This is a genomic window from Rhodococcus sp. PAMC28707 (assembly GCF_004795915.1).
In the GTDB taxonomy this organism is placed as follows: domain Bacteria; phylum Actinomycetota; class Actinomycetes; order Mycobacteriales; family Mycobacteriaceae; genus Rhodococcoides.
Genome location: NZ_CP039253.1, coordinates 3,437,501 through 3,461,582 on the forward strand (window position 1 = coordinate 3,437,501; position 24,082 = coordinate 3,461,582).

At 61.0% G+C, this 24,082-nt stretch carries 20 protein-coding genes and 2 rRNA genes (1 of these 22 only partly in view); 8 read left to right on the forward strand and 14 right to left on the reverse strand.

The window, feature by feature from the left end; all coding sequences use genetic code 11:
• Together E5720_RS15800 and rrf are read left to right on the forward strand one after the other, a co-directional pair.
• Positions 1-1,510, forward strand: a 23S ribosomal RNA gene (locus tag E5720_RS15800); it begins 1,649 nt to the left of the window's first position.
• 131 nt (positions 1,511-1,641) lie between these two features.
• Positions 1,642-1,758: ribosomal RNA gene (rrf, locus tag E5720_RS15805) — 5S ribosomal RNA — on the forward strand.
• Positions 1,759-1,938: 180 nt separating this feature from the next.
• On the opposite strand, the gene E5720_RS15810 is transcribed toward rrf, so the two are convergent.
• The 4 genes from E5720_RS15810 to E5720_RS15825 form a co-directional block, all read right to left on the reverse strand.
• Complete coding sequence (locus E5720_RS15810) at positions 1,939-2,691, reverse strand: DUF2071 domain-containing protein (RefSeq protein ID WP_247595989.1); 753 nt, start codon at positions 2,689-2,691, stop codon at positions 1,939-1,941.
• A 188-nt stretch (positions 2,692-2,879) separates the two neighbouring features.
• Positions 2,880-6,137, reverse strand: coding sequence for a DEAD/DEAH box helicase (locus E5720_RS15815; RefSeq protein WP_136171430.1), 3,258 nt, complete (start codon positions 6,135-6,137; stop codon positions 2,880-2,882).
• Between the two features lie 55 nt (positions 6,138-6,192).
• Complete coding sequence (locus E5720_RS15820) at positions 6,193-7,308, reverse strand: hypothetical protein (RefSeq protein ID WP_136171431.1); 1,116 nt, start codon at positions 7,306-7,308, stop codon at positions 6,193-6,195.
• A gap of 35 nt (positions 7,309-7,343) precedes the next feature.
• Positions 7,344-8,009, reverse strand: coding sequence for an SIMPL domain-containing protein (locus E5720_RS15825; protein WP_136171432.1), 666 nt, complete (start codon positions 8,007-8,009; stop codon positions 7,344-7,346).
• An 81-nt stretch (positions 8,010-8,090) separates the two neighbouring features.
• Between E5720_RS15825 and E5720_RS15830 the strand changes: the two genes are divergently transcribed.
• Positions 8,091-9,176 carry a DNA polymerase IV gene (locus tag E5720_RS15830; protein ID WP_136171433.1) on the forward strand — a complete coding sequence of 362 codons (1,086 nt, stop codon included), beginning with the start codon at positions 8,091-8,093 and terminating at the stop codon, positions 9,174-9,176.
• Here the strand turns inward: E5720_RS15830 and E5720_RS15835 are convergent.
• From E5720_RS15835 to E5720_RS15870, 8 genes are all read right to left on the reverse strand, one after another.
• Positions 9,134-10,129: an MBL fold metallo-hydrolase gene (locus E5720_RS15835; RefSeq protein WP_136171434.1), complete on the reverse strand. Its 996-nt coding sequence runs from the start codon at positions 10,127-10,129 to the stop codon at positions 9,134-9,136. The two genes, E5720_RS15830 and E5720_RS15835, sit on opposite strands and share 43 nt — an antisense overlap.
• A gap of 94 nt (positions 10,130-10,223) precedes the next feature.
• Entirely contained in the window at positions 10,224-10,634 is a 411-nt protein-coding gene (locus tag E5720_RS15840) for a hypothetical protein (protein ID WP_136171435.1), read from the reverse strand.
• 29 nt (positions 10,635-10,663) lie between these two features.
• Positions 10,664-11,080 carry a VOC family protein gene (locus E5720_RS15845; RefSeq protein ID WP_136171436.1) on the reverse strand — a complete coding sequence of 139 codons (417 nt, stop codon included), beginning with the start codon at positions 11,078-11,080 and terminating at the stop codon, positions 10,664-10,666.
• A gap of 70 nt (positions 11,081-11,150) precedes the next feature.
• On the reverse strand, positions 11,151-12,029 hold the full coding sequence (locus E5720_RS15850; RefSeq protein WP_136171437.1) for a sucrase ferredoxin: 879 nt from the start codon (positions 12,027-12,029) through the stop codon (positions 11,151-11,153).
• On the reverse strand, positions 12,026-13,228 hold the full coding sequence (locus tag E5720_RS15855) for a cupin domain-containing protein (RefSeq protein ID WP_247596340.1): 1,203 nt from the start codon (positions 13,226-13,228) through the stop codon (positions 12,026-12,028). Before E5720_RS15855 ends, E5720_RS15850 begins: the two co-directional genes overlap by 4 nt.
• Positions 13,229-13,281: 53 nt before the next feature.
• Positions 13,282-13,536, reverse strand: a complete 255-nt coding sequence (locus E5720_RS15860) for a BatC protein (protein WP_136171438.1) — start codon at positions 13,534-13,536, stop codon at positions 13,282-13,284.
• A gap of 174 nt (positions 13,537-13,710) precedes the next feature.
• Positions 13,711-13,998: a hypothetical protein gene (locus E5720_RS15865; protein ID WP_136171439.1), complete on the reverse strand. Its 288-nt coding sequence runs from the start codon at positions 13,996-13,998 to the stop codon at positions 13,711-13,713.
• Positions 13,999-14,023: 25 nt separating this feature from the next.
• On the reverse strand, positions 14,024-15,730 hold the full coding sequence (locus tag E5720_RS15870; protein WP_136171440.1) for a sodium:solute symporter family protein: 1,707 nt from the start codon (positions 15,728-15,730) through the stop codon (positions 14,024-14,026).
• Between the two features lie 153 nt (positions 15,731-15,883).
• On the opposite strand from E5720_RS15870, the gene E5720_RS15875 reads away from it, so the two are divergent.
• The 5 genes from E5720_RS15875 to E5720_RS15895 all read left to right on the forward strand — a co-directional run bounded on the left by E5720_RS15875 (position 15,884) and on the right by E5720_RS15895 (position 21,149).
• Positions 15,884-16,666: a DeoR/GlpR family DNA-binding transcription regulator gene (locus E5720_RS15875; RefSeq protein WP_136171441.1), complete on the forward strand. Its 783-nt coding sequence runs from the start codon at positions 15,884-15,886 to the stop codon at positions 16,664-16,666.
• Entirely contained in the window at positions 16,663-17,760 is a 1,098-nt protein-coding gene (galT, locus tag E5720_RS15880) for a galactose-1-phosphate uridylyltransferase (RefSeq protein ID WP_136171442.1), read from the forward strand. Before E5720_RS15875 ends, galT begins: the two co-directional genes overlap by 4 nt.
• Positions 17,757-18,848 (forward strand): galactokinase, encoded by a 1,092-nt coding sequence (locus tag E5720_RS15885; protein WP_136171443.1) that lies wholly within the window; start codon positions 17,757-17,759, stop codon positions 18,846-18,848. Before galT ends, E5720_RS15885 begins: the two co-directional genes overlap by 4 nt.
• Positions 18,849-19,071: 223 nt before the next feature.
• Positions 19,072-19,422 carry a hypothetical protein gene (locus tag E5720_RS22060; RefSeq protein ID WP_247595990.1) on the forward strand — a complete coding sequence of 117 codons (351 nt, stop codon included), beginning with the start codon at positions 19,072-19,074 and terminating at the stop codon, positions 19,420-19,422.
• A gap of 5 nt (positions 19,423-19,427) precedes the next feature.
• Positions 19,428-21,149, forward strand: a complete 1,722-nt coding sequence (locus E5720_RS15895; protein WP_136172742.1) for a SulP family inorganic anion transporter — start codon at positions 19,428-19,430, stop codon at positions 21,147-21,149.
• On the opposite strand, the gene E5720_RS15900 is transcribed toward E5720_RS15895, so the two are convergent.
• Together E5720_RS15900 and E5720_RS15905 are read right to left on the reverse strand one after the other, a co-directional pair.
• Positions 21,136-22,470, reverse strand: coding sequence for a diacylglycerol kinase family protein (locus E5720_RS15900; RefSeq protein WP_247596341.1), 1,335 nt, complete (start codon positions 22,468-22,470; stop codon positions 21,136-21,138). The two genes, E5720_RS15895 and E5720_RS15900, sit on opposite strands and share 14 nt — an antisense overlap.
• Before the next feature lie 173 nt (positions 22,471-22,643).
• Positions 22,644-23,999, reverse strand: a complete 1,356-nt coding sequence (locus E5720_RS15905) for an MmgE/PrpD family protein (RefSeq protein WP_136171445.1) — start codon at positions 23,997-23,999, stop codon at positions 22,644-22,646.
• Positions 24,000-24,082 lie beyond the last annotated feature (83 nt).

Here is a 24,082-nt window from a genome sequence, read left to right on the forward strand (position 1 = left end):
AGGACCTGATCTGGTAGTAGCCAAGCGATGGGGTGACGCAGGAAGGTAGCTGGGCCAGTCAGTGGTAATACTGGTGTAAGCCTGTAGGGCGAACGGTAGGCAAATCCGCCGTTCATGATGCCTGAGAGGTGATGCGTAGCCGATTGAGGCGAATTCAGTGATCCTATGCTGCCGAGAAAAGCCTCTAGCGAGCTTTCACACGGCCCGTACCCCAAACCGACACAGGTGGTCAGGTAGAGAATACTAAGGCGATCGAGATAACTATGGTTAAGGAACTCGGCAAAATGCCCCCGTAACTTCGGGAGAAGGGGGACCCTGTCTGGTGATGAACTTTTCGTTCTGAGCTGGGTGGGGTCGCAGAGACCAGTGAGAAGCGACTGTTTACTAAAAACACAGGTCCGTGCGAAGTCGTAAGACGATGTATACGGACTGACGCCTGCCCGGTGCTGGAAGGTTAAGAGGACCGGTTAGTCACTTCGGTGGCGAAGCTGAGAATTTAAGCCCCAGTAAACGGCGGTGGTAACTATAACCATCCTAAGGTAGCGAAATTCCTTGTCGGGTAAGTTCCGACCTGCACGAATGGCGTAACGACTTCTCAGCTGTCTCAACCATAGACTCGGCGAAATTGCATTACGAGTAAAGATGCTCGTTACGCGCGGCAGGACGAAAAGACCCCGGGACCTTCACTATAGCTTGGTATTGGTGTTCGGTTCGGTTTGTGTAGGATAGGTGGGAGACTGTGAAGCGGTGACGCCAGTTACTGTGGAGTCGTTGTTGAAATACCACTCTGATCGTATTGGATACCTTAACCTCGGACCATGATCTGGTTCAGGGACAGTGCCTGGTGGGTAGTTTAACTGGGGCGGTTGCCTCCTAAAATGTAACGGAGGCGCCCAAAGGTTCCCTCAGCCTGGTTGGCAATCAGGTGTCGAGTGCAAGTGCACAAGGGAGCTTGACTGTGAGACTGACACGTCGAGCAGGGACGAAAGTCGGGACTAGTGATCCGGCACCGGCATGTGGAAGCGGTGTCGCTCAACGGATAAAAGGTACCCCGGGGATAACAGGCTGATCTTCCCCAAGAGTCCATATCGACGGGATGGTTTGGCACCTCGATGTCGGCTCGTCGCATCCTGGGGCTGGAGTAGGTCCCAAGGGTTGGGCTGTTCGCCCATTAAAGCGGCACGCGAGCTGGGTTTAGAACGTCGTGAGACAGTTCGGTCTCTATCCGCCGCGCGCGTAAGAAACTTGAGGAAGGCTGTCCCTAGTACGAGAGGACCGGGACGGACGAACCTCTGGTGTGCCAGTTGTTCCACCAGGAGCACCGCTGGTTAGCTACGTTCGGAAGGGATAACCGCTGAAAGCATCTAAGCGGGAAGCCTGTTCCAAGATGAGGTTTCTCACCCCCTCGAGGGGGTAAGGCCCCCGGCAGACCACCGGGTTGATAGGCCAGAACTGGAAGTCGGGTAACCGATGTAGGTGACTGGTACTAATAGGCCGAGGACTTACCACAAAGAAGCTACGCGTCCACTGTGCAATATCTGAAACAGCACACGTTTCAGTGTTACAAAATTGAATGAACCAACACTATTCACCACTGTGTGAATAGTCCGTTGTGTTCCGTGTGTAACTGTTTCATAGAGTTACGGCGGCCATAGCGGAGGGGAAACGCCCGGTCCCATTCCGAACCCGGAAGCTAAGCCCTCCAGCGCCGATGGTACTGCACTCGACAGGGTGTGGGAGAGTAGGTCACCGCCGAACACCTTTTCCAGTGAAGCCCCCAACCTGTTGGTTGGGGGCTTTGCTGCGTTTCATGTCTTTTTTGTGTGGGTGACGGCACTGCTTCGATGGCGCACTGATGCTATCTGATCGTATGAGTGGACCATTCAAGCGATCAGCGGGGAGCCAGTAGCCTTCGTTTGGAAATCGCCGGCGGGCCAATCAGCCGACCGCACGCACCGCATAGGGCCGTCCGAACTGTGTTGCGACGTGATCCGAGTACAGCACCGAGTCCGGTGATCTGCCGGCGAGGTTCGGTAGACCTGCAGCCTCGATCAGCTGATCCGAGCAATGAGTCAACTCGGCGTCGAGAAGTTTCCACCGGCTGTGCAGGTTCGGTGCGTACATGAGCCGTCCAGCGGCCGATGTATGTAAACCCCAACGTGCTGTGAGGAATTGGGCTAACGGGTCGTTTGACATATCCCGTGACCCGCGCACGACGGCGAAGTCGGTCGAAACTCCGCGGTGGGGTGGAGCGATGCGTCTACTTCGGTATCTGACGGTGGATCTGTCGTCATAGATTGTCATCGATGCCCATCGATACGGAACGCGAGCGAGGTTGGTTCCCATGACGACTGCGAGTCGGCTAGCTTCCAGTGATCGAAAAACCACTCCCCGTCGTCCCTCGCCATCAATGGAGTACAGTCGAACGTTGATTTCGGCGAAGGTCCCGAAGTAGGGGACTGGATGGCGGTATCCGAATCCGGCGCCGACCATCTCGAACCCGATCAGACCGACCCAAGACGAGCCGTCGAATTCGTCCGGGGTGCAGCCTCGGGGCAGTAGCGGTGAGACGACGGCGCTGGGGACCTTCCAATGCAAGAAGACCACACGTTCCCAGCGCTGGTCCATCATGATCGGTCGCGGGAGAATCGGTGGCCGAGGCCAGAGGCGTTGTGCACTATGTCGGTCCACATCTCGAGCCTAGGCGTGAACGAGACGGTGACGAACTCCGGCCGTGTTCAGCGGTCAATCTGATCGTTTGTCGGTGTCGATCGTGATGTGTTGCCGCTTGAATGGAGCCCACAAGCTATCTGATCGTATGAATGGACCATTGAAGCGGAGGGGAAGGAACCTACCAAAGCACTCCCCTCCGCCGGCGCTTACTCGATCAACCCTCGAATGTCGTCTGCTGTGAGTCCGCCGGCAAAGGCGCCGCCGTCGTCCATGACACTTGCGAAGAGTTTGGCTTTGCGCTCCTTGAGTTGCATTACCTTTTCCTCGATGGTGCCGCGTGCGACGTAGCGGTTGACGAACACGGTGCGCGCCTGACCGATACGATGAGCACGGTCGACTGCTTGCGCCTCGGTCGCGGGATTCCACCAGGGATCGAGTACGAAACAGTAGTCCGCTTCGGTGAGCGTGAGGCCTACGCCGCCGGCCTTGAGGCTTATCAGGAACACAGGTGCTTCCCCGCTACGGAAACGTTCGACGACATCGCCGCGGTTTCGGGTACTCCCATCGAGGTAGACGAGAGCAATGCCTTCGGATTCGAGGCGATCTCGCACCAACGACAGAAACCTGGTGAACTGGCTGAAGACGAGCGCTCGGTGGCCGCCTTCGATGATCTCGTGTAACTGATCGACCAACTCGTCGATCTTGGCGCTGGGTATATCCGAGTGCTTCTCATCGACCAGAGACGCATCCAAGCTGAGCTGACGCAGAGTGGTCAGTGATTGCAAGATCGTGACCCGGTTGCGTTGAAAGTCGTCGAGCAGCCCGAGTATCTTCTGACGCTCCCGGGCCAATCGCGTTTCGTAGACGCGCTGATGGCGTGGATGGAGGTCGACTTCGACGGTCTGCTCCTGCTTCGGGGGTAGGTCCTGCACCACAGTATCTTTCGACCTCCGAAGCACCAGCGGCTTGATGCGTCGCCGAAGGGTTCTCAGTTGGTCGGTGTCACCGTCTTTTTCGATGGGATTGCGGTAGTTGTCGGTGAACTTCTTAGGTGAGGGAAATAGTCCGGGTGCGGTGATCGACAACAGGGACCACAGCTCCATAACGTTGTTCTCCATCGGGGTGCCGGTGATGGCGAGCTTGTATGGAGCGGACAGCCGCCGAGCGCACTGGTAGGACTTGCTCTTGTGGTTCTTGACGTATTGCGCCTCGTCGAGGATGAGCCCTGACCACGACACCGCTTCGAAGTCTTCGTAGTCGAGGCGAAAGACTGTGTAGGACGTTACGACGATGTCGGCACCGAGAGCGATGTCGCCCACCGGGCCTCGCCGCCGTGCGCGCGTTTCGCCGGCAGTGACCACGCTGAGGTCCGGCGCGAACTTTTCTGCTTCTTTGGCCCAGTTGTGCACCACACTCGTAGGGGCCACGATGAGGAACGGGGCCGGCAATGGTCCGCTCTCTCGAATCTTGGTGATCATCGCCAGCGCCTGGATTGTTTTGCCGAGGCCCATATCGTCGGCGAGGATTCCTCCGAGACCGTGGGTCCACAGGAAGAGCAGCCATGAGTAGCCTTCGAGCTGGTACGGCCGCAACTGAGCGCCTATACCCGCAGGAGCGGGCTGGGGCGGGATCGAATCGAGTTTCAACAGCGCCGTGACCTGCTCGCGCCACGCTGTTGCCTGCCGAGTCACTTCACCGAGTTCGGCGAGCTCCTCCCACAGCGAGGCTTGGTATCGGCTGATTCTCAACGGTCCGTTCACGTTGTCCTGCAACGACCGGGCTTCTTCCACCAACCGTCGAAGGGTGAGCAACGAAGAGCGCTCCAGGGAGAAGAACCGGCCATCGGAGAGCATCAGGTGGGTCTCGCCGCGAGCAATGGCAGTAATGACTGTGGCAAGTTCGACGTCGGTGCCGTCGACGGTGACTGCGATGCCGAGATCGAACCAATCGTTGTCGCCTCGAATCGCTTTGGTGGACAACGATATGCCGACGTCGTCGCTGACATTGCGGAAATCTGGAAGCTCACCGACAGTCGTCACATGCACGTCGTCGTACTCGACCAGGAGCGGTAGCTGGTCGGTGACGAGTATGCCGGCCGAGATCCCGACGGCAGTGAACGAGATGAATTCATTGACAGGGGGTCGACCCAGTACCGGAAGGACTCTGCGCAGCAGCGCAACCTCCGAGTCGGGATCGCGAATTCCCTCGGCTGATCTGTAAACGTCGGCGGGATAGTCGATTTCGGTACTGTCGAGGTAGTAGCGCCACTGGCCGGAGAACGTCAGTCGGTTGTCTCCGGTGTGAGTCACCGTGATGTGGAGTTCGGGGCCGGTGACGACGGGTGCGGTGTACGAGCCGTCCGAGGATACGACATCGCTGGCACGCTCGAGTGCGGGTAGGTACGTCGTCGTGAAGTCCGCACGATCCGAGGACGGTATCTCGATGGGATCGATGGTGGTGGTGATCCGTCGAAGCGCGGACGGGACCGGCCTCGACAACCGCGCGAGTCGAAACTCGCGGGTTGCGTGGTTTGTGTGCGCTTCGTCGTCCCAGTACACAATCCCTGAACCGTCATTGCCGAGAAAGCTCCGACGGTTGGGTGGAATTATGTTGCCGTCGAGGGTGATTCGGCCGACCACGAAAAGGGATCCGGAATCACCGGAAGTGATGTCGACGGTGAACTCCCCTTCTCCTGGCCAAGGGATTTCACCGAGTATCCGATGTGCGTTGATCAACGGAAGTCCGACTTCGCGTGCCTCACCCAGCAGATCCCACAGCAGCCGACCGGATATGTCTGCGAGGTCGATCGTCGCGGAGTCGGTCCGTTGGAACGAGTATGCCGAGCGCCCACGCGAGCGCACTTGATGCAGCGCATACAGCTCCCGCAGAATGTCGACCTGACGCGCGACGCGTCGATCCGTGGTGGACGGCAGCGACGACCACGAGACGCCGCCGCCGACCCAGGCTTTACGCTCGTTGAACATCACCGGGCGGGCCAGTAGTCGAATTGCGTCGGCGCGGTCGACCGACGGTTCCAAGCCCAACTGAAGCCCGACACGAATGCGCCCGCTGCTCGGCCCGTCGAGCTCGGCGGGCTTGGCGGAGATGACTGATGCAAGGGCCTGAGACCAATGGCCCGCGGTGTTCACCGGCCCGCGCGCGGGCGTCCGGACGCTGTCCGCCTTCGCCTGCAGAATCAGTGCGACGGCGTGTTTGCAGTTGAAGACCACGGGGCAATTGCAGCGGCCGTATTCCACGGCCACGATGCTGCCCATCCGTGTCGACATGGTGGCTACTGTCGAATACGGGGTGGCGCGGTTACCCCGTACTTGCGAGGACAGTGTCGACGCCCGTCGATCCCACGTGACCTGCCCAACTCTGCCCTCATCGAAGTATTTCGATCCGCGCGTGAACGTGTCGGTCCCGAAGCGGATTTCGAGGGCGTCGACTTCAAGCTCGTCCATGGTAGGAATGGTCACGGTTACCCATCGTAGGCGTGATCTCCGACAGGTCGCAGGCTCAGGTCACATCGAGGCCGTCAGCAGTGGCGATCGTTTCGAGTACGTCGAAGGGGAGGGGATCGGCGCCGGAAGAACGGACGACAATTCGCGTCCCGGACGCTCTGGTTACTGTCACTGTGTCGGTTCGCGGTGTCACGTCGTTTCCTTGCCCAGTCGACGACTTCGTGGAGCGTTCGACGACGAGTCCGTCGGGCGGGATGTGCGGAACAACCCCGTCTACTGCCGGCGGAAATGGTTGACCACCGATCACTTCTACTGTCAGTTCCATCGCGGCACCGACGGCGTGCAGAGACTCGCACACTCCTCCGGTCATCCATTCGTCCGGAAGCAACGATCCGAGACGCCGGTCGAATTGCAAGCCGCTCAAAGGAATTGCGTCGAGTACGTCGTTGAGTCGCCCGGTGGTTTCTTCGTCGATCGGTGGTGCGGTCGAGGAGAAGGACTCGATCGTGCAGATGCCGAGCGCTCCTGCGGTCGCAGCAGGAACCGGCGTCGACACTCGCAAGCCGGGCGCGGTGACCAGGTCGAGGAGTTGCTCGGTGGTCAGCGTGTCGTCGGCCGAGGCGTCGATCGAGGTTCCATCCGGCGTGTATGCGCGAACTCCGCCCTCGCGGAGATCGACGACGGTGCCGTCGTCTAGGGTGCGTCGCTCGTCGACGTATCCCTCGAAGCAGGGGCCGGGCGGCTCCTCGGACTTCTGGACCGAGACTGTCAACGGGCCGGTCTTGCCGCCGACGGCGATTGTGCCGCGGGCCGTCGTGATGCCACCGGCCGGGTTTCCTTCCTGGCTGCCGATCGGTCCGAAGTACAGCGCGCGTGCTGGAGCATCGAAGGCCACATCTGTTCCGGGTGGTAAGGACTGTGCCAGAGCCTCGGACATCGCGGTTGCCTTGGTTTCGGTGAACCAGGGGTGGTCGGGGTTGTCGTAGGACTCTTCGCCGACGAATGTGAAGTTGATCCGCTGTGCTTTCGCGGGTTGGACGACCTCTTCGCACCCCGCAATGTCGGTAGCGGGATCATCGAGCACGCCCGCTACGGCGGTACCTGCGGCGAAAATCGCGAAAATGACTGCGGCTGTCGACCACTTCGAGCTGTGCGTCCCTGCGGTCTTCATGCGGCCCTTCGTGGAGTGATGCGAACACGGTCCGATCAGTTGGCGGCGAACCGCGCGTGCACTTCGGCCCGTAGGACGATGTCCTGGGGCTTCAATTCGAACCCCTCGGCTTCTCGGCCGGCGTAGGCGCGTGTGGCCATCCCGTAGTCCTGATGTCCTGCGGTAACGCCGAGCAAACCGGGGTCGGCGATGGCCAGTGCCTTCACCGACGCGAGTCCGACGCTCTGGGCGTACACCTCGGCCTTGCTGAGAGCGTCCTGTACTGCCAGCTTGCGAACGTGTCGCGTGTTGTCCTGGACGCTCTCCTCGGTCAGCGTCCAGTCGAAGCTGCCGATGTCGACGCCGTCGAGCGCGGTCACCGCATAGACGAATGCGTCGATGACATCTAGCTGGCTGAACTCGACGTCGATGGAGGCTACGGCCTGATAAACGTAGGGGAGTTGCTCACCATCGTGATTGAACGGCCGATTTCGGCTGTGCCGCACCTGATCGAGCGACCACCTGTCGATCGGGCCGAATTTCTGGTTGTAGAGGGGATCGATGAGTTCGGTCAGCTCGCGGACCAACCGGTGGGCGGGCTCGGTAGCAGCCTCCGCCGAGCGCCCGTCGGACCTCACCGTCAGCGATATCGTGCAGCGTTCCGGTGCGAATGTGGCCTGGCCCTGTCCGAGGACGGTGATTTCGACGGGGTTCGAGTCCATGGTTGTGAGTGTTTCACAGCGCTGGAGGTTCGTCGCTGCAAAGGAACGCGCGTGCACCGGTATACGGGTCACAATGAACTTATGACGATCTCGGCGCGCCGACGATGGGTCATGCACGTCGATATGGATCAGTTCATCGCCGCGGTGGAGGTGCTTCGTAATCCAGCACTGGCCGGCAAACAGGTGGTCGTCGGCGGCCGCGGCGATCCGACCGAACGCGGGGTGGTCGCCACCGCGTCGTACGAGGCCCGGGCCTTCGGTGTCGGATCCGGGATGCCGCTACGAGTCGCTGTGCGAAAACTACCTGATGCGATATTCCTGCCTGTCGACGCCGAGGCATACACCGCCGCGTCGAAGACCGTCATGGACACGCTTCGATCGCTGGGTGTCATTGTCGAGGTAATGGGTTGGGATGAAGCATTTCTCGGGGTCGAAACCGCGGATCCTGTGTCGTTTGCTCGGTCGGTGCACGATGCCGTGTTCGCGGCGACAGGGCTGCATTGTTCGGTGGGTATCGGCGACAACAAGTTGCGGGCCAAAATTGCCACGGACTTCGGTAAACCCGAGGGCATTTATACGCTCACGAACGAAAATTGGTTCGAGGTGATGGGGGAGCGAACAACCGATGCACTGTGGGGAATCGGAAACAAGACTGCGAAGAAACTGGCGGTGCTGGGGATCACCACGGTAGCGGAACTGGCGGCGACGGACGATGAGCTACTTGCCGCCGCGTTCGGCCCGAAAACTGGTCCGTGGATCGGGACGAAGGGCCGCGGCGTCGACGACTCGCCGGTGTCGGCGGAGCCGTGGGTTGCGCGCTCGCACAGTCGCGAAGCGACATTTCAACAGAATTTGACCGATTGGGTGGCGGTGCGCCAGGAAGTGCGCCGACTCGCCCGCCTCGTTCGCGACGATCTACTCGCCGAGAAGAGGCAGGCGGTGCGCGTCGCCCTGAAGGTTCGGTACGCACCCTTCGAAACCCACACGGCCACAGCAGCACTCGCCGCGCCGACGCTCGATGGGGACACGATCGTCGGCGCGGCGGCTGCTCTCGTCGATCGCCTGGATCATGCGAGAGAGGTCAGGCTATTGGGTGTTCGGCTCAAGATGACTCCGCCGAATGATCAGACTCTGGCGAACAGTGCAGGCGAGGATTCCGGTACCTGAGCAACTCGGTTCAGTGCCACCAAATGGCGGAGGTGAGCAGCGGCCTCCGACAGTGCCATGGTCTTGCCGAACGGAGAGATATCAGCCCACGGCTTGTACCACTTCATTCGTTCGGCAACCTGCCACACGGTGATCTCGTTGTCGCCGAATGCCTCGTACAGGTGATCGAGGCGCTCCCCGTGATGGTTGATCAATTCACCGGCACGGCCTGCAACGTCGTCGATCGGGATGCCGTGCGCCCCGAGGCCACGGGTGATGTCCAGCGTTTGGACGCGTCGAAGTGAGTCCATGAACTCAGCGAGCGCGTCGCGTTCTTCCAGCGGATAGACGAAGTTCCCGACGTGTGGCGTCGTCTTCTGAAGAACGTGGTCGCCGGTGAACATGACGTCGGATTCGGGTAGATAGAAGCACACATGGCCGGGGGTGTGCCCGGGGGTGTAGACGACTTCGAGTTCGCGGCCGGCGAGCTTGATGATCTCGCCGTCGGTGAGCACGCGGTCCGGGGCTGACTTCGGTCCGGTAGGGGCCGATGGGGCATTTTTCTGCCATGCCTCGATGTCGACATCGGGGGCGCCCGCAGCCACGAGGTTGTCGAGCTGCAGATTGATCCACTCCGGGCCGCGATCGGCAGTCATGGCCTCGAAGTACGTGTGATCGGCCTCGTGCATTGCGATCCACGCGCCGGAGGCTTCCCGGACTCGACCGCACAGCCCGGTGTGATCGGGATGAAAGTGCGTCAGCACGACGCCTTCGACGTCGGTGATCGAGTGTCCCAGCGATTCGAGGCCGGTGGTCAGACCATTCCATGCGTTGTCGTCGTCCCACCCTGCGTCGACCAGGATCAAACCGCCGGGGGATTCCATTGCGTATACGAGGGTGTTACCCAGCGGATTGTCCGTGATGGGGACCGGGATCTGAAAGATACCGTCGCCGATTGCTGCTGCGTCGCTCACTACGCCACCTCGTTGCTTAGTTCATGTAATCAGTTGTACTTACCTCCATACTGACCGTGCGGTTACGAGCGGTCGCATCCGGGTGCTGTTCTAACTACCGCAGCCGGGCACCCGATCGCCGCGATCGCCAGGCGCCCCACGCACCTGTACACCACAACGCCCATGCAACGAGTATCGGTTGGAAGAGCAATCGGATACCGCGAGCTGCATCGGTATCGAGGCCGAAAGCATCACTGTGAGTGAGAAATTGCGAAATATTGCCAGGGAAGACCGCAACGAAGAATGCCGCGACGATCCAGCCGAGAGCTACTCGCCGACGTACCAGCACGACAAGGGCCAGGCCGAGGGCGATCTCCACGACGCCGGAGGCCAGCACCACGAGGTCCGCGTCGAACAGCACCCACGAAGGCACCTGCGCGTGAAACGCCTCACGCGCCCAGAACAGGTGACTCAGACCGGCGAACGTCAAGAACGAACCGAGCAGAATACGTGCAATCGTCTTCATCGGTTCATCGTGCACCCAGTGCTATCCGATCAAGAGTGGGTACCGGTGATGTTGACCAACCAGCTGATGCCGAATTTGTCGGTGAGCATGCCGAAGGTATCGCCCCACGGTGCCTTCTCGAGCCCCATCGTATGCTTCGCGCCGACGACGAGTTTGTCCCAATAGCCCCGCAGTTCCGCTTCGTCTTCGCCGCTGAGGGAGACGGAAATGTTGTCGCCGACGCTCAACGCCATGCTTGCGGGGGTGTCGGAACACATCAGGGTCAGCCCACTCGGCGAGTCGAGTTGGCCATGCATGATCTGGTCCTTTTCGGAAGGGTCGGCGACGGCCCCGAAGTCGCCGAAGGTGCTCAACGTCAATTCACCCCCGAGCACGTGCTTATAAAACTCCAGCGCCTCGCGCGCTTGCCCGCGGAAATTCAGGTAGGGATTGAGTCGAGTAGGCATGTGTCCTCCTCTGTCGATGGGTTCGTCGACCATCGTAGGCAGGGGGAAGAGCAGCCGACGAGGATTTGTGCTACCGCATTGCGATGTCGATCAACTCGAATGTTCTGACTGCACCGGCGCGCACTGCCGCGCAGGTCGTGGTGATGGGCTCGGACACGCCCTGCTCCAGCGTCACGACGATTCGAGCACCGTCGTGGTCCAGTTCTACGGTCCATGTGCTGCCGTGTTGCGTCGTCGACAGCGGACTCAACGTGTCGATTCTTTCCTCGCGCAATGCCGCACGGGCATGATGCTGGGCAACCTGTACCGGCGCCGATTGTGAGCTTCGGCCCCGGAGGAAGCGCGGCTCGAGAAATCCATCCCGGTGCCGGTCGACGATCGTCGCGACGTCGGCGTCGTCGACGTTGCCGTAGTAAAGGCCCTGCGGAAACACGATCATCGTTCCGGCGAAGCGGTCGCCGCCCAGGTGAGAGCACTCCCAGGTCACCGACTCGTGGTGTTCCCTCAATGCCGGGAGCACCTTCCGTCCGCGCACGGCGCAGCATCGGTCGTGGCGGCCGTGAGTGCAGACAGCAACGATCGGATCCGGCGAGGGTTCTCCGGTCGATCCGTCGAGTGGAACGTCGAGAAGCTCCTCGTATGCCTCGACCTCGCCCCATCGGATGGACTCCGAACCTACCTCGCAGTCGACAATGGCCCATCTCATTCGGGCCTCGCTCAGCCGCCGAGCAGGTCGCCGGATGGCAAGGGTGCGCATGCCGGCCCCTTCGATACGGCGAACGATGCGCAAACCCAGGTCCGGATCGATCACCCTGGCCGAATTCAGGAAAGCAGAGTGTCCCCAGGGTCCGTCGATCTCGACGAGAAACCATCGGCTTCCCGGCGACCCGGATCCTGCCAAGGCGTCACCGCGCTCGCGGGCGCGGTCGCTGCAGGCATGCCCGCTCATACTGCCGGTACCAGTACTCCCTCGCGGAGAAGACGGCGAGTCACGACGATGGCACTCTCGGTGTTCAGGCCGGCCAGGTCGCCGACGCGGCAGACCTTCCCTGCGCGAAGTTGGATCACCGCGGCCGAACATTCGGCAGGGAGCGAGATCGTCGTACCGCGAAGACCGAGACGAACTTTGCCTCCGTCGACGTCGATGGAGGCAGTCAATCCGCGACGCCACACCACCGAACTGTCGGCGTCGAGCGAGGTCATGAAGGCGACAGTCTTCAGCGGCTGCACTGGTTCGGGTCGCGTGGCGGAGACGAAGCGTTTTGCGAGTCCTCTGGCGATACGGCGTCGGAACTCGGGGTCGCCTTGGATGTCGGCGACGATGGATCCGATGGAGTCGAGCACTCGGTCGATATGCGGTGCGAGAGCGTCGGAGTCGGTGAGATCGATGCCGGCGGGCAGCGGTTCACGAAGACCGGCGTCATCCGCGAGCAGACCGATCAGCTGGGTCGCTACGTCGAATCGATTGAACGATGCAACGCCGATGGTGAGGTGAATGGTTGTATCGCCCAATGCTTCTGCCGAGTGTATCCACCCACGAGGTAAATACAGTGCGTCACCGGGCTCGAGCACTGTATCGACAGCGGGCGCCTCGAGTGCCTGCTGCTCGACGGCACTGCGCCGGTCGGACCAGGGCTGATCGGCCAAGGGGTGCGTGTGCACGGGCGGATGGAGAATCCACCGCTTCTCACCGCTGATCTGGAGGACGAATACATCGTGCACGTCGTAGTGTGGATCGAATCCCCGAGACGAGGCCGGGGTGATGTAGGCGTTGACCTGTGACGGGTGACCGATGTCGTCGACCAGATCGCGAACGAAGTCGATCAGGGGAGGCCACAGTCGATGCAGGCCTTGTAGAACAAGAGTGTGACCTCCGGCGAACGCGGACAGAATCGCCGCGGAGTCGAGCTGATCGGGCATCTCGGCGCCGAAACCACCGGACGAAGTGAACTGGGATTCGTCCAGCAGTGAGCCATCTTTGGCCATCCTCGCGAAGGGAGTGCGCACCCCGCGACGCGATATCAATCCGTCCGCGGCCGAGGGCGTCATCAAATCGTCGAACGAGGCGGTGAGGTCGGATGCCCGCGAGAGCAGTGGCTTCTTCCCCCAGTACTCATCGGCGAAGGTTCGCCCGTCGACGGATATCAAACGACCGAGCGCGGACCGGAATTCCGGTCCGCGCTGGTCGACATCTGTCAGGCTCAAGCCGCGCCGTCCGCACCGCCGTCGTGGCCATTGGGGTTCGATCCGCCATCGGCTGGACCCTCACCGGATCCTGCAGCACCGTCGGCGCCACCGTCGTGGCCACCTGGATTGGAGCCGCCGTCGGCTGGGCCTTCGCCGGGGCCAGCCGTGCCGTCGGCGCCGCCGTCATGTCCGTTGGGGTTGGAGCCGCCGTCGGCTGGGCCTTCGCCTGCTCCGCCGGTTGTGGTGATGTCGTCGTCGTTGATGTTCATCGAATACCTTTCGCTCGACGGTAATGAAGGATCGACGGGTCTAGCCCGTTCCAGCGAGTGGATTGACGTATCTTCCACATTCCAAACACTGTGCTCGACTGTTACATGTTCCCTCTGGTTTGGGGCCACAACCCTCGAAAGAGACAAGGATCCCGAAGCGTCGATGTGCGTAAATTACTCGGTCGCCTCGCCCACGACTGCGGGTCGCGCGATAGCCCATGCAGCGAAGATGAGCGCGGCGGCGAGCATGACAAGTCCGACCCACAGGTTGGCGCTTGTTCCTACGCTCATATCTACGACGTTGTTCGAGGGAGACGAGTGTGTCTTGTTGCCGAATACCGAGGGAAACAGGCCTGCGAGTGTGAGCAGAATTCCGTAGATACCCAGTAGCGCGCCGATGACGGATCGGATGTCGAACAGTCTTGCGACTAACCCTGGTGATGTCTTCTCGGGAGTGGTCATGTCAGTTACCTTCTCGAATCGAATGTCAGTGGAAGACGACGTTGAGGATGACGACCAGACCGAGGGCGAATCCTGCCAATGGGACTGGGCGTCGGTACCACGGGTTGGTGGCGTCCTGGGGATCGGTGAACATCTCGCGCGGTGTCTCCGAGTAAACGAAGCCGACCAGTTCCTTCGCCGGCTTCGGCTGCGTCACCATGCTGACGACGATGCTGACGACGATGTCGACAACGAACGCCGCGGAGGCCGCTACGAACGGCATTCCTTGGCCAGGCAGGTTGATAACGCCGACCTGGGAGAGAATGAAGACGAAAACGGCCGCACCGGTACCGGATACGAGTCCGATCCAACCTGCTGCGGGGGTCATCTTCTTCCAGAACATACCGAGAATGAACGTCGCGAACAGTGGAGCGTTGAAGAAACCGAACAGCGTCTGCAAGTAGTCCATCAGGTTGGAGTAACCCGAGGCTATCAGCGCGGTGAAAATCGCGAGGACAGTCGCAGCTACTGTCGCCACGCGACCAACCGAGATGTAGTACTTGTCTTCGCGACCCTTGACGATGTATTGCTGCCACAGGTCGTAACTGAATACTGTGTTGAAGGCCGAGATGTTGGCTGCCATACCGGCCATGAATGCTGCCATGAGACCGGCGATCGCGACGCCCAACAGGCCGTTGGGGAGGATGTCGCGCATCATCAACAGCATGGCGTCGTTGTAGGTGATGTCGCCTGTGCCGTTCTCTTTGAGGTTGATCATGTCGCCGATTGCGGCGGCGGCGATCATGCCGGGGACAACGACGACGAAGGGCACCAACATCTTCGGGATTGCGCCGATGATCGGGGCGCGCCTGGCTGCAGACATCGAGCTCGAAGCCATAGCGCGCTGGACCTCGACGAAGTTGGTGGTCCAGTAACCGAAGGAGAGGACGAAGCCGAGTCCGAACACGATACCTACGACCGAGAGAATCGGGGATTCGAAACCGCTGAGTGCTTGTCCCGGCCACGACGAAAGTTGCTCACTCGTCGAGGCTGTGACCGACCCGTCGGTGACAGTGGGTACAACCTTGTCCTTGAGGCCGGACCACCCGCCGACCTTGATCAGACCGATGATCGTCAGAGGCACGAGTGCGGCAAGGATGACGAAGAACTGCAGGACCTCGTTGTAAATGGCGGCAGACAATCCACCGAGCACGGTGTAAGTCAGTACGATTGCGGCGGCGACGATCAGCGACACCCAGAGCGACCATCCCAGAAGCACTTTCACGACCGTTGCTAGCAGGAAGAGATTGACTCCGGCGATGAGGATCTGTGCGACGGCGAAGCTGATGGCATTGACGAGATGCGCCTTGGTATCGAATCGCTTGCGCATGAACTCGGGAACGCTTCGTACTTTCGAGCCGTAGTAGAACGGCATCATGACGATGCCGAGGAACAGCATGGCCGGAATGGCGCCGATCCAGTAGTAGTGCATCGTCGCGATACCGAGCTGTGCGCCATTGGCCGACATACCCATGATCTCGACGGCGCCGAGATTTGCCGAGACGAAGGCGATACCGGTAACCCAGGCCGGCAACCTGCGTCCGGAAAGAAAGAAGTCGAGGCTCGTCGACAGTTGGCGGCGAGCGACATAGCCGATACCGAGAACGAACACGAAATACACGGCGATGAGTACGTAGTCCAGCGCGTTCGTGTTGAACGAAAGCGCGCCTTCTGCCGCAAGGTTCGACGTCACGCGTCAACCTCCCTGGTTGAGTGAGCTGGCTCACGGGCGTGAGCGATCTGAACACAAAGTAACAGGTCTAAACAATTACTTACATCAAGAGTGGATATTTCAAGAAGTAATGTTTGGTAATGTTCGTTTCACCCGATCCAGAGGTAGGTGCGGATGCTAGCAGCCGAGCGGCACGCCAAGATTCTCGCTGCGCTTCGCAGCGACGGTGCAGTGAAAGTGGTCGATTTCGCCGAACTGCTCGATGTCTCCGAGATGACGATCCGACGCGATCTCGACGTTCTCGACGAGCGGGAACTTCTGCGGAAGGTCCACGGTGGCGCGATCGCCAGAAACAATCGCGGAGAGGAACCACTCTCGACGGCCAAAGCCGCCCGTCAACATGCCGAAAAGGTCGCCATCGGGCGGGCTGCAGTCGATACGGTCGAGGACGGTATGACGATCGCCGTCAGTGCTGGGACGACAACACTCGAACTTGCTCGTCTGCTGCGCGGCCGGGCATCGATCACCGTTGTCACGAACTCGATTTCGATCTTTCAGGAGCTGACAGGTCACCACTCGGAACCCAACCCGATCGTCTATTTGACGGGTGGCTCTCGGACACCGTCGGACGCGCTCGTCGGACCGATAGCTGACGCCGCCCTCGCCGCTTTTCGTGTCGACGCCGTCTATCTGGGCGTTCATGGATTCGACGTCGAATCTGGCCTGACCACACCGAACATTGCTGAAGCAGAGACCAATCGGAGGCTCATCGCAACCGGTCGGCGTCTGTTCGTACTTGCCGACAACACCAAACACCGCGAGGTAGGGACCAACGTGTTCGCACCGATCTCGGCGGTGAACACCCTCGTCGTCGACGATGGGCTCGGCGCGTCCGACCGCGCTCTGCTTGCACCACATCTAGAGACCATCCTCGTGGCCGAGACGGAGAAGTTATGAGCGAGCGCAGGGAGCCCGTCAGCAGCGTGCTCGCCGACGGCCGAGAAATTCTGTTCTTCTCGCTGCCCGGTCACACTCCTCACCCGGTACCGGATCTGCGTCCCCTGGCGGCGAGATCCGCGACCACAGCGTCGGAAGTTCGCCTGGACCGACAGACCGGCGACTGGGTTACGGTGGCCGCACTGAGGCAGGATCGGACGTACAAGCCGCCGGCAGATCAGTGCCCGTTGTGCCCATCACCTCGAGGTGATTCGAGTGAGGTGCCTGCGGCGGACTACGACGTCGTCGTGTTCGAGAATCGATTTCCGAGCTTGTCTCATGCTGGGGATGGGGCTGAGGTACTGGTGCCGGGATCGGTGGTTTCGCCAGGAGTCGGCCGGTGCGAGGTCATTTGTTTCTCCAGCGATCACACGACGTCGTTCGCCGAGTTGAGTCACCAGCACGCTCGACTGGTGGTCGACGTGTGGCGTCGACGTACCGAAGCATTGTTCGACTTGGACGGCATCGAACAGGTCTTCTGCTTCGAGAATCGAGGCGAGGAAATCGGCGTGACGCTGTCGCATCCGCACGGGCAAATCTACGGCTACCCGTACCTGACGCCTCGAAGCACGTCGATGTTGCGCCAAGCGGAACTTTTCGCGGAGGCGAACTCGGACGCAAATCTGTTTGCCGACATACTCGCTCGCGAACTCGACGATGGCGCAAGGGTCATTGTCGAAACCGAGCACTTCACGGCGTTCGTTCCGTTCGCAGCGCGATGGCCAGTGGAAGTGCATATTTTCCCGAACAGACACGTGCACAACCTGACAGAGCTGTCGGGGGATGAATTGGAAGATCTCACTGCCGTCTATCTCGATGTGCTCGGCAGATTCGATCGAATGTATCGAACTCCGCTGCCATACATTTCAGCACTGCATCAGTTCCGGTCCGACCGTGGTCAGCAACGTGGGTACTTCCATATCGAATTGATGTCGGTGCGAAGAGCTGCGAACAAGCTCAAGTTTCTGGCTGGGTCGGAATCGGCAATGGATGCCTTCATCACAGATGTCACTCCGGAACAGATGGCGGATCGATTGAAGGGGTTGGCTTCGTGAACGTAGTGGTGGCGCGGGCGCCCGGGCGGATCAATCTGATCGGTGAGCACACCGACTACAACCAGGGCTTCGCAATGCCGATTGCCCTCGAAGAGCGCACCACGGTCCGATTCGAGCCGGATGGCTCCGATGTCATCACCGTGCGCAGTACTCGGGAGAGCATCGGGTCCACTTTCGCGGTGCACGTGCAACCCGGTGAGGTCGATGGATGGTCCTCCTACCCTGCAGGAGTGGTGTGGGCGCTACGGGCGGCAGGGCACCCGGTAGTCGGTGGCACGATGTCGGTGACGAGTGATGTGCCGATCGGTGCTGGGCTGTCTTCTTCCGCTGCGTTGGAATGTGCTGTGCTACTTGCCATCACTGCCGCCACCGGGACGGATCTGGATCTGCTCGAAGTAGCCCTTGTCGCGCAACGCGCGGAGAACGAGTTCGTCGGGGCCCCCACCGGATTGATGGACCAGTTGGCGTCCCTCCACGGTGAAGTCGATCGAGCACTGCTCATCGATTTCGAGGACTTCTCCGTCAGTCCGGTGGTCTTTGATCTCGCCAGTCATGGGCTCAGCTTGCTGGTAATCAACTCCAATGCGGCACATCATCATTCCACCGGGGAATATGCGTCGCGCCGCGAATCGTGTACGCGGGCGGCCGCAGTGTTGGGCGTCGAATCCTTGCGGGATGTGCAAGGCCGAGAAGGGGTTCTGGACCGTATCGACGATCCGACCGACCGCTGCCGAGTCCGACACGTCCTGAGCGAGAACCAACGAGTTCTCGATTGTGCAGAAGCATTGACTACCGGAGATTTTCGACGAGTCGGTGAATTGATGACGCAGTCGCATGCCTCGATGCGGGACGACTTCGAGATCACCACGCTTAACATCGATCTCATCGTCGAATCTGCGGTTCGTCACGGGGCACTCGGCGCGCGGATGACCGGCGGTGGCTTCGGCGGATGCGTCATCGCTGTCGTACCTGCGGCGGACGCGGCTGCCATCACTACTGCCGTCGAGCATGATGTCGTGGCTGGTGGTCATCCTGCGCCGACGACGTTCACAGGGCAGGCGGGGGCAGGTGCTTCATGGTACGAGTGAACGCGAGGTCGGAGATCGCGAGAAATCGACGCCGTCTTCGAACTGCATCCGAAAATCGAAGCGTAGCAATCTGCTCACGTGTTCGCACACGATGAATTTCCTACACTGACCCACCGCTACGCCTTGTGACGAGGTACGGTTGTCATCGTCGTTGCCGTAAGCGAGGAGGGTTCCCCGGGCGTCGAATCTTGACGCATGCTACCCGAAGGCAGACGATGACTTCATGACCGGTGACGACGAAAGACTGCAGATCGAACAGGTCATCGTGCGGTTGATAGCCGGCCATCCGTTCGTTTCGGCGGGCGTGATCGAAGGCGCGGTGCGCATCGAGCACAAACGCTTCGATGAGTGTCGGAATCGGAATTTCGTTGCCCTGCTCGTGAAGAAGGCGTGCAGACGGGATCTCGAGTGCGAATCCGCGCCCGGACTGGGTTGCGTACTAGCAACCCCGGCAGCCACTGCGCTGGATTCCGGGGTCGTACATTCGATCGAACGGGAAAGGGTGCGACCCGAAGCGCTGCCTGTAAGCGTCACAGTAGATCCCGAACGTGCACGCGCGGACCACGGGCGTTGACTCGAATGTACGGAGCAGCGAGCTTGGCGCGGCTACCAGGGATCGCTACGGTGCGGACATACCGCCGCGAGTGGCTACGTTCGGACGCCATAGCGGGCCTCGTCCTCACCGCCCTGCTTATCCCCGCAGGCATGGGATATGCGGAGGCTGCGGGGCTTCCTGCCTACGCGGGCCTGTACGCCACGATCGTTCCGCTCCTCACCTACGCCGTGGTCGGGCCGTCGAAAATTCTTGTGCTCGGCCCGGACTCGTCGCTTGCCCCACTCATTGCAGTGGCAGTTCTGCCGCTGGCGGTAGCCGACGATCCGGAGAGCGCGCTGGCTCTCGCGGGCATTCTGGGCGTTTTGGTCGGTCTGATTCTTTTGGTGGGCGGGTTCCTGCGCCTGGGTTTCGTAACCGAACTGCTCTCGAAACCCATCCGACTCGGGTATCTCAATGCAATCGCGCTCATCGTCGTGGTCGGACAACTGCCCAAAATGCTGGGGTTCTCGGTCGACGCCACCGGCCTCATCAGGGAGATCGGGGCGATAGGACAGTCCTTGGTGGCGGGAGACGTCGACCCGGTTGCCGCGGCGGTGGGCGTCGGCTCCCTCGCCGTCATCGTCGTGTTTCGTATCTGGGTGCCCCGTATTCCTGGCGTACTCGTGGCTGTGGTCGGCGCCATGATCGTTTCCGCGGCACTCGGCCTCGACGAAGACATCGGGATGGTGGGTGCCTTGCCTGCAGGTCTTCCGTTGCCTTCGTTCGGTGGTGTCGATTGGGGGGACGTGGGCAGCCTCGTCGGTCCCGCAGCCGGGATAGCACTGATCGCATTTGCAGACACCGGGGTGCTCTCACGTACGTTTGCTGCGCGTCACGGCGAAGACGTGAACGGCAGCACGGAGATGAAGGCGGTGGGCATAGCCAACATCGCTGGTGGACTGTTCGGTGGGTTCCCCATCTCTGCGAGCGGCTCTCGGACGCCCGTCGCCGAACAGAGCGGCGCGCGAACGCAGTTGGCTTGTGTCGTCGGAGCGCTCGCGGTTCTGATCTTCGTTCTCCTCGCACCCGGAGTCACTGCATACCTACCCGATGCGACACTTGGCGCAGTGGTGATCGTCGCGGCTACCGCGCTCGTGGATGTAAGCGGCATGGTTCGGATGTGGCGCATGAGTGCCGTCGAGTTCGCTCTGGCGATCGCGGCATTCCTCGGAGTCGCTCTGGTGGGCGTGCTCCAGGGAATCCTTGTTGCGATCGGGTTGTCCTTCGTAGCTGTAGTTGCCAGGGCATGGCAGCCATACCGGACCGAACTCGTCCAGGTAGCCGACCGCCCGGGATTCCACGACCTCGAACGCCACCCTGGTGGCCACCGCTTTCCGGGTCTTGTCTTGGTGCGATTCGATGCAGCCCTGTTTTTCGCCAACGGCGAGATCTTCGACTCGTACGTGCGTTCCGTGGTCGCCGCCGCGCCGAGCACCGTCGAGTGGGTGGTTGTGGCCGCGGAGCCGATCACCGGTCTCGACACCACCGCGGTCGACGAACTCGTCGACCTCGATATCTATCTCCACAGCAACGGCATTCGCCTGGCATTCGCCGAAATGAAGGGTCCGATCAAAGACCGGCTCATCCGGTTCGGCGTCGGCGAGAGGTTCGACTCGTCGCATTTCTATCCCACACTCGAATCCGCTGTCACGGCTTTTCAGGATCGATCCGTTGAAGATGATCCGCCGAGAATCAATTTGGAGTAGTCGATCCGGGCGCGCTATGTGAGCGGAACGCCAGCCGCCGCAACTGAACCCAGTCGAAGGTCGGCGCCGCCGTGCGTACTCCGGGTCTGTTTCGAGGAACACGCACCCGTAGAGCTTTCGGCTCGATTGAGCATCGCACAGGTGTGCGCAGCACAAGAGATTCACCATCGACTCCCACGGGGATATCCGGGGCATCAGCCCGGACGACAACCTCGGAGGCCGTCTGCTGAGTCAGACCACTAGTACGCGTGCGGCGCAACAGCCCGACGGCCTGTCGAGTATTCGCCACCGACACCGTGATGGCGCCGAGTACGCCTCGGTCGAGACGGCTGCGGCGGCTCAGGCCTGCCAGATCGCCGGCGCCGTACGCATTGTTGCTCACCAGTACCGCCTGCGGCTCCGTCATCACAGAGTCTCCGATCTGTGCTTCCAACCGAGGTCCGGCATGCCCGGTGAGTAGATCGGGGAATACTTCGAGCATGGTGGCAGTCTTGTCGTCGCGGTAGTCGGGCCTGCGTACGATCTCTGCGTAGACCCCGAACGAGGCGTTGTTGACGAAGGGGCGACCGTTGATCGTGCCGAGGTCCACACGTAGCTCGACACCGTCGCTCAGAGCATCGAGGGACCGGGTCGGATCGTCGCGATCGAGTCCGAGATCCATTGCAAAGTGGTTACGGGTTCCGGCGCTGATCACGAGAAACGGCAGGTCGTTTTCGGCCGCCACCGCAGCGACCAGTGCCTGAGTGCCGTCACCGCCTGCGACTCCCAGTAGATCCGCCCCGTCCAGCACTGCTTGCCTGGCAAGCGCGACGACGTCGACCAGGTCCGGACCGTCGAGCAGTACGACCTCGGCACCCAATTCCTCGGCTTTGTGCTTCAGGCCGAATTTTGCAACCTTTCCACCTCCAGAATGAGGATTCATGATCACGAACGGATGGTGGGACGGTGAGGCCGAATATTCGGGCATCGACCTATCCGCAGTTCGGCTTCGCAGCGCGGCGCGGGCGCAGACGACAGCCAACAGCGCACATGCGCAGGAGAGCAGTACAACCCACAGTAGGTGGGCGCGGATGAACAGTACGAGGACGACGATGGGTGCGGCGATTGCCACTGCCATCGATATCCATCTGAGCGTGCCGCGGCGGGTGAGGAACCAGTACAACGCTGCCACTGTGATCACGACTCCGCCAGTTCCGACGACGAGCAAAGCGACGGTACCGAACGCACCGGCCAGAAGTACGGGCGCAGCAGCTGCACCGACGAAGAACACGAAGACTGCACGTGCCCACCAGCGCTGAGCGTCGCTGCCGATCTCGGCCAGAGTTGCTTCGTTCACGCGAAAACACCTTCCCGCCGGCAACTTGTTCGTGGGGAACGAATTCCATCGTAAGTCCGGAGTGTGCAGATGTGAGCAGATTCGTGACGGTGACCTCCGCGCCGGCGTAAGTCATGTGTTCGTCAGCGCTACAGCGAAGAGCGTCACATTCCGAGGCCTCACTGCAGTGTGTCGAGGAGCAGTTCGACATCACTGGTGTGCGGCAACAGATCGATCAGAGTCGCGAGCTTCCCGGCGGTGTCTTCGCCGATGAGGCGCGCGATCTTTGCCTCGATCGCGGCGTGGTCCATCGGAAAATGGTCGACGTCGCCGACCGGATTCGGTGTCATCGCGGATATTTTCTCTCCGCTGCGTAGGACGACCGTGACCTCGGCGGCTCGACGTCCGGGCAGCAGCTCGTCCAATTCTGTTGCTGCGGTTACGTCAACTCGATTGCTGAATTCTTCGGCGATAGTGAACACCGGCCCGGCGGGGTCGAGGGCTTCGGTGTCGATTCTGTCTGTGACGAATGCGGCTGCGACCGCGAACGGTAGGGAGAACATCGCACCGAGCCGTGTTGTGGGATGACGTTGGAATAGTGGTGCTGCCAGTGAATGTGTCCGTACCCGAACCTGTTCGACGTCTTCGGCGTTCCATGGTGCATGGGCCCGCAGGCTCTGCACGGTGTCGATGGCGGCATGGGTGTAGGAACAGCTTGCGTGTTGTTTCGCGTAACCCTCCATGGTGAGCCAGCGCGTGCCGAGGTCTTCGGTGAGGCGGGGGTAGTCGAGGGTGCCGACGATGTCTCCGAGAGAGTGCACAAGCGCCCCCGAGTTGTCTACCAGCGCAGCCTCGGACAGCCGTGCGGCATCGAGTCCGGCACGAACTGCGCCTGCGATCCAGAGGTTTCGAGCAAAGTTTCCCTCCAACACGACGCCCCAGGGAGATACGTGGATCAACGCCGCCGATGAGTCGATCGCGGCGGCGACTCGGTCGACGTCGGCGCCCCAGATGGATGCGGCAGCGGCAGCTGCTCCCGTCGCACCCCAATGGCCGTGCGTGTGCCATCGCGAGTCCCGGGTGAGTGCGTGGCCGAATCTTGCCGCGACCTCGTAGCCTGCGACGATCGCCGCGAGAAATGTGTGACCGTCGACGGGCGTCGAAGACAGCCGGGTCGCGGCTATGGCAGCGGGAACCACGTGGGCGGCCGGGTGCCCTGCGGCGTACTTGTTGCCCTCGTCGAGTTCGAGGCAGCACGCTGCTATTGCGTCGAGTTCGGCGGCGGCGGAGATCGTAGTTGCGATTCTGCTTCCCAGAGTGCGGGTTTTTCCTTCTTCCAGTCGCCAGGTGGCCGACAATGCTCGCAGCTCGTTCGTGCGCGCGCCGGCAATGGTGACGCCGAGCAGATCGAGCAGGATCGACCGAGCGCGCTCGGTGAGTTCGGGTGGGATGTCCCCGTCGCGCAGTTCGCACACGATCCTTGCCAGTGATGCTGTCGAACGTTCCGCTGAAAGGAACATAGAGTCGGTCGTCATCGGTCGACTGTATGAATTTTGATTCGTGTGGTCAATGAACGGAGATTGAAAGTCCAGCAATGCTAGCCTGTGAGGCACTGCAG